This window comes from Bradyrhizobium sp. YR681 (assembly GCF_000282615.1).
GTDB lineage: Bacteria > Pseudomonadota > Alphaproteobacteria > Rhizobiales > Xanthobacteraceae > Bradyrhizobium.
The window spans coordinates 37,992-47,321 of sequence record NZ_AKIY01000327.1; the positions used below are offsets into that span (position 1 = coordinate 37,992).

At 64.0% G+C, this 9,330-nt stretch carries 8 protein-coding genes; 6 read left to right on the forward strand and 2 right to left on the reverse strand.

The features are described 5' to 3' along the window. Window positions 1-386 precede the first annotated feature (386 nt). On the forward strand, window positions 387-1,649 hold the full coding sequence (locus PMI42_RS35145; protein WP_035967515.1) for an MFS transporter: 1,263 nt from the start codon (window positions 387-389) through the stop codon (window positions 1,647-1,649). Here PMI42_RS35145 and PMI42_RS35150 read toward each other — a convergent pair. Continuing rightward, window positions 1,646-2,320: a Crp/Fnr family transcriptional regulator gene (locus PMI42_RS35150; RefSeq protein ID WP_008144196.1), complete on the reverse strand. Its 675-nt coding sequence runs from the start codon at window positions 2,318-2,320 to the stop codon at window positions 1,646-1,648. The genes PMI42_RS35145 and PMI42_RS35150 overlap by 4 nt on opposite strands. A gap of 339 nt (window positions 2,321-2,659) precedes the next feature. On the opposite strand from PMI42_RS35150, the gene PMI42_RS35155 reads away from it, so the two are divergent. Together PMI42_RS35155 and PMI42_RS35160 are read left to right on the forward strand one after the other, a co-directional pair. Further along, window positions 2,660-3,481 (forward strand): ABC transporter ATP-binding protein, encoded by an 822-nt coding sequence (locus tag PMI42_RS35155; protein ID WP_008144198.1) that lies wholly within the window; start codon window positions 2,660-2,662, stop codon window positions 3,479-3,481. Then, a complete protein-coding gene (locus tag PMI42_RS35160; RefSeq protein ID WP_008144201.1) occupies window positions 3,478-5,409 on the forward strand; it encodes a long-chain fatty acid--CoA ligase in 1,932 nt (643 codons plus the stop codon). The genes PMI42_RS35155 and PMI42_RS35160 overlap by 4 nt, the downstream gene beginning before the upstream one ends. Before the next feature lie 65 nt (window positions 5,410-5,474). Here the strand turns inward: PMI42_RS35160 and PMI42_RS35165 are convergent, their stop codons facing one another. After that, window positions 5,475-5,840 carry an endonuclease domain-containing protein gene (locus tag PMI42_RS35165; protein ID WP_008144202.1) on the reverse strand — a complete coding sequence of 122 codons (366 nt, stop codon included), beginning with the start codon at window positions 5,838-5,840 and terminating at the stop codon, window positions 5,475-5,477. 80 nt (window positions 5,841-5,920) lie between these two features. Between PMI42_RS35165 and PMI42_RS35170 the strand changes: the two genes are divergently transcribed. From PMI42_RS35170 to PMI42_RS35180, 3 genes are read left to right on the forward strand one after another with little or no spacing between them, the layout of a single operon-like run. Further along, entirely contained in the window at window positions 5,921-6,814 is an 894-nt protein-coding gene (locus PMI42_RS35170) for a branched-chain amino acid ABC transporter permease (protein ID WP_008144205.1), read from the forward strand. A gap of 3 nt (window positions 6,815-6,817) precedes the next feature. Beyond that, complete coding sequence (locus PMI42_RS35175) at window positions 6,818-7,891, forward strand: branched-chain amino acid ABC transporter permease (protein WP_008144206.1); 1,074 nt, start codon at window positions 6,818-6,820, stop codon at window positions 7,889-7,891. A gap of 46 nt (window positions 7,892-7,937) precedes the next feature. Continuing rightward, window positions 7,938-9,221, forward strand: coding sequence for an ABC transporter substrate-binding protein (locus PMI42_RS35180; RefSeq protein WP_008144208.1), 1,284 nt, complete (start codon window positions 7,938-7,940; stop codon window positions 9,219-9,221). Window positions 9,222-9,330: the final 109 nt, after the last annotated feature.

Genomic DNA, 9,330 nt, shown 5'->3' on the forward strand with positions numbered 1-9,330 from the left:
GGAGGTGGCGGCGGTCCGGGCGGAGGCGGAGGAAACGGCTGGGCCTCGACCCGAGCCTCACTCACAACGAGAGCTGCCGCCGCTCCAATGAGCGCGAAAATACCGCGACGCGAGATCTGTTCCACCATACCTCCCGAACTCCCTTCCGCTCTCGGCGCGACGCACCTTGCACGATCTGCATGTAAGCACGCCCATTGTAACGAGACATTTCCGCTCGATTGTCTTTTGTAAATGCGCGCGGACGCAACGAGGGATAAGCTAGGAGCCTGACGCGGGGGCGGCCTGCGGCGGTTCCGATTGACACGAACATCGCCAACGCTACGTTGCCGAACAGAAACAAGAAACAACAGGGGCAAGGGAATCGCCGTGACACCCGTCATCGCGTCGTGAGCGCAGCCGCACGGCGATCCGTGCTCGCGCCATTCCGCATCCGCAATTATCGCTTTCAATGGCCCTCCGATCTGCTCACCTCCTGGGCGTTCGAGATTGAGACGCTGGTGCTCGGCTGGTACATCCTGGTCGAAACTGGCTCGGTGCTGCTGCTGACCATTCTCGCGTCGCTGCAATATGTGGGAACGCTGATTGCGCCGGTGCTCGGAATGGTGGGCGACCGCATGGGTCATCGCGACCTCCTCGTCGTGCTGCGCCTCACCTATACGGTACTAGCCTCGACCATCATGGTGCTGGCGCTGACCGGCCGTCTGGCACCCCTCAACGTCATGATCATCGTAACGATCATGGGGCTGATCCGCTCCTCGGACCTCGGCCTACGCAGCGCGCTGCTCGCCGACATCATGCCGGCCGAGCAGCTGGTCGGCGCGATCGGCCTGTCACGCACGACCCAGGACAGCGCACGCATTGCCGGAGCGCTGACGGGAGCCGGATTGTTCGCCGTGCTCGGCATTGGCTTCGTCTATGCGGCGGTCGCCTGCCTTTATCTCTTGGCTGCGATTCTCATGTCCTGCCTAGCCCGGCCGCAAAGGTCTGTCGTCACGAGCGACCTACCCGCGAACAGCCGTGCCATTTCCAAACTGCTCGACGAGCTGAAGGAAGGGATCGTCTACGCCTGGAATGGCCCGGGAATGGGCGCCGCGCTATGCGTCGCCTTCCTCGCCAATCTCACTGCATTTCCCTTCACCGGCGGATTGCTGCCCTACATCGCGCGCGAGATCTTTCATACCGACCAGACCGGCCTCGGCTATCTCTCGGCGAGTTTTGCCGTCGGCTCGCTGATCGGCTCGATCACGCTCAGCGTCGTCGGCGGACTGCGGATTGCCAGGCTTATGATCGGCGCGACGCTGGCCTGGTTCACCATGCTGCTGGTGTTCGTCGAGATCAGGACCATGCCGGTGGCCATGGCCTGCCTCGTGCTCGCCGGCATTGCCCAGAGCATGTCGATGATCTCGGCGGCCGTGATCCTGATGCGCACCGCGAGCGCACATCTGCGCGGCCGCGTCATGGGCGTCCGCATGATGGTGATCTACGGCCTGCCGCTCGGATTGCTAGCCGCTGGCAGCCTGATCGACATCATCGGCTATTCCGCAACGGGGTCGCTCTATGCCGCCGCAGGCTTCATCGCGATGCTGGCGATCGCCGTGCGCTGGCGCGCCGACCTCTGGCCGCTCCACGCACCCGCGAATGCGCGCTAGTCCCCGTAGCCGCGCAGCCGCTCGATATCGAGGATGGTGACGCCGCCATATTCGAGCCGCAGCAGGCCCTCCTTCTCCAGCCGGTTCAGCGCGCGGTTGGCGTTCTGGCGGGACATGCCGGAGAGCGCGCCGATCTCCTCCTGGGTGATCTCCAGATGCGCGGTCGATTCCGGATAGAGGATCGGGTTGAACAGCGAGGCGATGCCGCGGGCGAGGCGCGCGGTGGCGTCGAGCGTGCGGTTGACCTCGAGCATGCCGATGAACTGGCCGAGCCGCTCGTTGAGCTGGCGGACCAGGAAGCGGTTGAATCCGACGCTGTTCTCGAACAGCCACATGAAGGCGCTGCGCTCCATCAGCGCGACGCGGCTGTTGCGCAGCGCGACGACGTCGTAGCGGCGCGGCTCGTTCTTGAGCACGCTGCCCTCGCCGAACCAGGCCCCCGCCGTCAGCCCGGCCAGGCTCGTCTCCTTGCCATCGCGCGAGACGCCGCCCATCCGGGCGAGGCCAAAGACCATGCCGGCCCAATAGTCGAACGTGTCGCCGCGCATGAACACGGTCTCGCCGGTGCCGTAGGACCGTTCCGTGATTCCGGCGCGGGCGACCTCGATTTCCGCATGCGTGAGCTCGCGCGACCAGGCGGCGACGCGCTTCAGTTGATCCTCTGAAATCATGATCCCGAAGCCAGCCGCACCGTTCTGATCACTCCGCTCTTCTGCTGCACTGCAACATCACTATGTCGACCGCTATCCGACGAAAGATGGAGGCCGCGGCCATCCCAAAAACTTTGTCGCAGAATTGTCAGGCCGGAGACATTTCTCAATAGCGCTTTCCCTTATTGAGGGCCACCTCGGGCGATGCGGCTTTTGATCCCAAACGGTATCGAGGGCGGCGCGGCGTCGGCGGAGACCATCTGCTGCATGGCCTCACCGGCACGGCCGTACTAGGATCGCACCGAGAGGAACCGACGAAGAGCGCCGCTGAATGCGCCATCACCGGGAGGGATTTGTTTGGTGGCTACCAGTCTCGAAGTGCGCGGCGTGTCCTTGCGATTCGGCGGCGTTCGCGCGCTGACCGATGTCAGCTTCGCCATCAATGACGGCGAGCTGTTCTCGATCATCGGCCCCAACGGCGCCGGCAAGACCTCGATCGTGAATTGCATTTCCGGCCGCTACAAGCCGACCGAAGGCCAGCTGTCCTATCGCGAGCGCGATATCACCGGTCTGACCCCGAACGCGCGCGCCTCGCTCGGCATCGGCCGCACCTTCCAGAATCTGGCGCTGTTTCACCACATGAGCGTGCTCGACAACATCATGGTCGGCCGCCACCACCTCCTGAAGAACAATTTCCTCACGGGCTCGCTGTACTGGCTCACCGGCGCCCGCAAGGAAGAGCTCGCGCATCGCCGCAAGGTCGAGGAGATCATCGACTTCCTCGACCTCCAGTCGGTGCGTAAAGCTCCCGCGGGCACGCTCTCCTACGGCCTGCGCAAGCGTGTGGAACTCGCTCGCGCCATGGCACTGGAGCCGCGCCTCATCCTCCTCGACGAGCCGATGGCCGGCATGAATTTCGAGGAGAAGGAGGACATGGCCCGCTACATCGTCGATCTCAACGAGGAGTTCGGGATGACGGTGGTGATGATCGAGCATGACATGGGCGTGGTGATGGACATCTCCCACCGCGTCATGGTGCTGGATTTCGGCCGCAAGATCGCCGAAGGCGATCCGGCCGCGGTCCTCGCCGATCCCCACGTCAGGCGCGCCTATCTCGGTGAAGAGGACGAGGTGCTGGTCGATCCCGACGACGCTCCTCCGGCACAGGAGAGCGCGGCATGATGGATTACGCAGGCCGCGTCGCGCAGGCCGATACCTATCCGAAGATGCTGCGCCTCAACGCGAAGGAGCATGGCAACGAGATCGCGCTGCGCGAAAAGGATCTCGGGCTCTGGCGCGTCTTCACCTGGAACGACTACCAGACGCGGGTCCGCGATTTCGCGCTCGGCCTGATCGAGCTGGGCCTCGGACGAAACGACGTCATCGGCATCATCGGCGACAATCGGCCGGACTGGGTTTCCGCCGAAGTGGCAACGCATGCGATCGGTGGACTGAGCCTCGGGCTCTACCGCGACGTGCTCGACGAAGAGGCCGCCTATCTCCTCACCTATGGCGAGGCCCAGCTCGTCTTTGCCGAGGACGAGGAGCAGGTCGACAAGCTGCTCACGCTTGCCGAGCGCGTGCCGCGGCTGAAGCACATCATCTATTCCGACCCGCGCGGCATGCGGAAATATGACGACCCGCGCCTGATGTCGGCGGAGAAGTTTGCCGAGCTCGGACGCGCCCGCGCCGCGCGCGAGCCGGAGCTGTACGATCGCCTCGTCGACGCGACCAAGGGCGAGGATGTCGCGATCCTCTGCACCACGTCGGGCACCACCTCGCACCCGAAGCTCGCAATGCTCGCCGCCGGCCGTGTGCTCGGCCATTGCGCGACCTATCTCGCGTTCGATCCAAAAGGTCCCGACGACGAATATGTTTCGGTGCTGCCGTTGCCCTGGATCATGGAGCAGGTCTACGTGCTCGGCAAAGGCCTGCTCTGCCGGATGAAGATCAACTTCGTCGAAGAGCCTGATACGATGATGAACGATCTGCGCGAGATCGCGCCGACCTTCGTGCTCTTTGCGCCGCGCGTCTGGGAATCGATCGCCGCCGACGTCCGCGCCAAGGTGATGGACGCAACGCCCTTCAAGCAGCGCCTGTTCGATATCGGCATGAAGACGGGTCTCGCCGCGCTCGCAGAGGGCAAGCGCTCCGGCTTTGCTGACGCCGTCCTGTTCCGGGCATTACGCGACCGGCTCGGCTTCACCCGCCTGCGCTCGGCCGCGACCGGCGGTGCGGCGCTCGGGCCCGAGACATTCAAGTTCTTCCAGGCCATGGGCGTGCCGCTGCGCACGCTCTACGGCCAGACCGAGCTGCTGGGTGCCTACACGCTGCATCCCGAGGGCAAGGTCGACCCTGACACGACGGGCGTGCCGATGGCCGACAGCGTCGAGATCCGCATCGACAATGCCGACGTGCACGGCGTCGGCGAGATCGTGGTGCGGCATCCCAACATGTTCCTCGGCTATTACAAGAACCCCGAGGCCAGCGTTGCCGACATCAAGGACGGCTGGATGCTGTCGGGCGATGCCGGCTACTTCAACGACAACAAGCAGCTCGTCGTCATCGACCGCATCAAGGATCTCGCGGAAACCTCGCGCGGCGAGCGCTTCTCGCCCCAGTTCATCGAGAACAAGCTGAAGTTCTCGCCCTACATCGCCGAAGCCGTGGTGCTCGGCGCGGGGCGCGATGCGCTCGCGGCGATGATCTGCATCCGCTATTCCATCATCTCGAAATGGGCTGAGAAGAACCGCCTCTCCTTCACGACCTACAGCGACCTCGCCTCGCGGCCCGAGGTCTACGCCCTGCTCAAGAAGGAAGTCGAGACCGTCAACGCCACATTGCCACCGGCGCAGCGCATCTCGCGCTTCCTGCTGCTCTACAAGGAGCTGGACGCCGACGACGGCGAGCTCACCCGTACGCGAAAAGTGCGCCGCAGCGTCATCAACGAAAAATATGACGGCATCATCAACGCGATCTACCGCGGCGATGCCGCCATCCCCGTCGACACCGTGATCCGCTTCCAGGACGGCACCACACAGAGAGTGCGAACGACGTTGCGCGTTGTGGACCTTGGCGGACATGGGCACATCGCGGAGGCTGCGGAGTGAGGCAGTCAATCACTCAGCGCACCGCCCTTCGCCTCTCCCCGCTTGCGGGGAGAGGCCGGAGCGCGTCAGCGATCCGGGTGAGGGGGAGCCTCCGCAAGGGCGGTGACAATGGTCTCGAGGACGCCAGCCAGATTGCGCAACACGTCGTTGTTCCAGAAGCGCAGGATCCGATAGTTGCGGTCAATCAGCCATTTATCCCGCACAGCGTCGTGCGCGCTGTCGGCGTGTTGGCCGCCGTCCACTTCAACGATCAGACGGGCTTCGCGGCAGATGAAGTCAACGGTATACGGCCCGATCGGCTCCTGACGGACGAATTTGTAACCGTTCAGTCTGCGGGCGCGCAGTCGATACCAGAGTTTTCCTTCCGCGTCCGTCAGCGCGGCTCGCAGGCTTCTTGCGCGCCCGGTCTTGGACTCTTCGGCACCTCTCATGCGGAAGCTCCCCCTCACCCGCCGCGCCTTGCGCGTCGGCCTCTCCCCGCAAGCGGGGAGAGGCGAAAGGCCCATCATACATGAACACCGCCTTCCTCATCCAGCTCCTGGTCAACGGCCTCGTGGTCGGCACGCTCTATGGCGTGGTCGCGATGTCGTTCGTGCTGATCTACAAGGCGACGCAGGTCGTCAATTTTGCGCAAGGCGAGCTGCTGCTGGTCGGCGCCTGGGTGTGCTGGGCGCTGCTCGCCAAATACCAGGTGCCGTTCTGGATCGGCATGCCGATGACCCTGGTGTTCATGTTCGTGTTCGGCATCGCGATCCAAGTGCTGATCCTGCGACCGATGATCGGCGAACCCATCATCTCCGTGATCATGGTGACGATCGGGCTCTCGACCGTGCTGCAGGCGACGCTGAAATGGATGTTCGGCGTCAACCCGCAGCCGTTCCCGCGCGTATTCGAGAGCCAGTCGATCAGCCTGTTCGGGCTCCAGATCCAGACCGTTTATGTCATGAGCCTCGTCGTCTCGGTCGCGATGATGATCGGCATGGCCTGGTTCTTCCGCGCCTCGAAATACGGCCTAGCCATGCGCGCCACCGCGTTCAACCAGCAGGTCGCGCAGTCGCTCGGCATTTCAGTCAAGAGCGTGTTCGCGATGGCCTGGGCGATCTCGGCCACCGTGTCGGCGGTCGCAGGCGTCGTGGTTGCCGTCGTCAACGGCGTGTCCTCGGGACTTGCGGCCTACGGCATCAAGGTGTTCCCGGCGGCGATCCTCGGCGGGCTCGATTCCGTCGGCGGCGCCGTGCTCGGCGGCATCATCATCGGGCTGCTGGAGAACATCGCGCAATATGTCGACAGCGAATATCTGCACTGGGGCAATCTCTACGAGATCGCGCCGTTCTACGTCCTCATCATCGTGCTGATGATCAAGCCCTACGGCCTGTTCGGCACCCACGACATCGAGCGGATCTGATCCATGGCCGGCCCTGCCCTCATCCCCGCTGGTGATTTCCGCACCTCCTATGCGGCGGACACCACGATCTTCCCGACCACGACGAGCCGCAATTTTGCGATCGCCGGCGTGCTGGCGCTGTGCCTCGTGCCGCAAGTCCTTGGCGGTTACTGGCTCAGCATCCTGATCCAGATCGGCATCTTCTCGATCGCCGCGCTCGGCCTCAACATCCTGGTCGGCTTCACCGGCCAGATCTCGATCGGGCACGCCGCCTTCTTCCTGCTCGGCGCCTTCACCTCCGCCTATATCTCCAACAAAGCGGCGATCCCGGTGTTCTTCGCGATCCCGCTCGCAGGCGTCATCACCGCGCTGGTCGGGCTGATCTTCGGCATTCCGGCGGCGCGACTGAAGGGCCTCTATCTCGTCATCGCGACGCTGGCGGCCCAATACATCCTGCTCGACTTCTTCTCCCGCGCCGAGTGGTTCACCGGCGGCTCGGTGCCGGCAAGCGCAAACCCATTCTCGATCTTCGGCTACACGCTGCGCGGCGACAAGCAATATTTCTACGTCGTGCTGGCCTATGTGCTCTTGAGCTACATCCTCGTCACCAATCTGATGCGCACGCGCGACGGCCGCGCGCTGGTGGCGATCCGCGACCATTATCTCTCCGCCGAGATCATGGGCATCAATCTCACGAAATACCGCACGCTGTCGTTCGGGCTCGCCGCCTTCTTCGCCGGCATCGCGGGCGCGCTCTATGCCCACTACCAGCTCGTGGTGTCGCAGGAAGGGTTCGGCATCGAGCGATCGATCCTGTTCCTCGCCATGATCATCATCGGCGGCACCGGCTCGATCATGGGCACGCTGATGGGCACCGCTTTCGTGGTGCTGCTGCCCGAGGCGATGGAATTCGCCAGCCACTATCTCAAGGGCGGCGCGATCGACAAGGCGCTGTCGCTCAACACCAACATCACCTTCCTGCGCGAGATCGCGATCGGGGTGATCATCATCGCATTCCTGATGTTCGAGCCCGACGGGCTCGCGCATCGCTGGCGGCAGATCAAGGCCTACTGGAAACTCTACCCGTTCTCGCATTGAGCGCGGGCCACTCACTAACCAACAAATAAACAGGAGGAGGCAACCAATGAAGACAAAATCCCTTTTGAGCACTGCATCGCTTGCACTTGTGATCGCCGCATTCTCGGCGGGTGCGCAGGCACAGATCGCGATCGGGCATCTCGCCGATTATTCCGGCGGCACCTCCGACGTCGGCACGCCCTACGGCCAGGCCGTCGCCGACACCTTTGCCTGGGTCAACAAGAACGGCGGTGTTGGCGGCAAGCAGCTCAGCGTCGACACCAACGACTACGGCTACCAGGTGCCGCGCGCGATCGCGCTGTACAAGAAGTGGTCGGCGCCGGACAGCAAGGTCGCGGCAATCATGGGCTGGGGCACCGCGGATACCGAAGCGCTGACCGGCTTCCTCGCGCAGGACAAGATCCCCGATCTCTCCGGCTCCTACGCCGCCGCCCTCACCGATCCCGAAGGCGTCAGCGGCAAGGCCAAGCCCGCGCCCTACAACTTCTTCTACGGCCCGAGCTATTCGGACTCGCTGCGTGCGATGCTGATCTGGGCGGCCGAGGACTGGAAGGCCAAGGGCAAGCAAGGCAAGCCGAAGTTCGTCCACATGGGCGCCAACCACCCCTACCCGAACGCGCCGAAGGCCGCCGGCGAAGCCATGGCGACCGAGCTCGGCTTCGAGGTGCTGCCGCCGCTGGTGTTCGCGCTCGCACCGGGCGACTACAGCGCGCAGTGCCTGAGCCTGAAATCCTCGGGTGCCAACTACGCCTATCTCGGCAACACCGCCGCCTCCAACATCTCGGTGATGAAGGCCTGCAAGACCGCCGGCGCCGAGGTGCAGTTCCTCGGCAATGTCTGGGGCATGGACGAGAACGCCGCCAAGACGGCCGGAGACGCCGCCGATGGCGTGATCTTCCCGCTACGCACCGCGGTGAGCTGGGGCGGCGATGCGCCCGGCATGAAGACGGTGATGGAAATCTCGAAGATGTCCGACCCCACCGGCAAGGTTTATCGCCCGGTGCACTACATCGCGGCGGTCTGCTCGGCGCTTTACATGAAGGAGGCGATCGATTGGGCCGCCAAGAACGGCGGCGCCACCGGCGAGAACGTCGCCAAGGGCTTCTACCAGAAGAAGGACTGGGTCCCCGCCGGTATGGAGGGCGTCTGCAATGCCTCGACCTGGACCGACAAGGACCATCGCGGCACGCTGAAGGTCGACCTCTATCGCACCAAGATTTCAGGTGCGACCGACGGCGACCTCAACGATCTCATGGCCAAGGGCACGATCAAGCTCGAGAAGGTCAAGACCGTCGAGCTGCCGCGCAAGCCGGAACTGCTGGGCTGGTGAGCCCGGCTATTCCCTCCCACACAACCGTCATCCCCCGCGAAAGCGGGGGATCCAGTACGCCGCGGCCTCTCGAAGAATCTCAGGCGTCTCTGGAATACTGGGTCCCCCC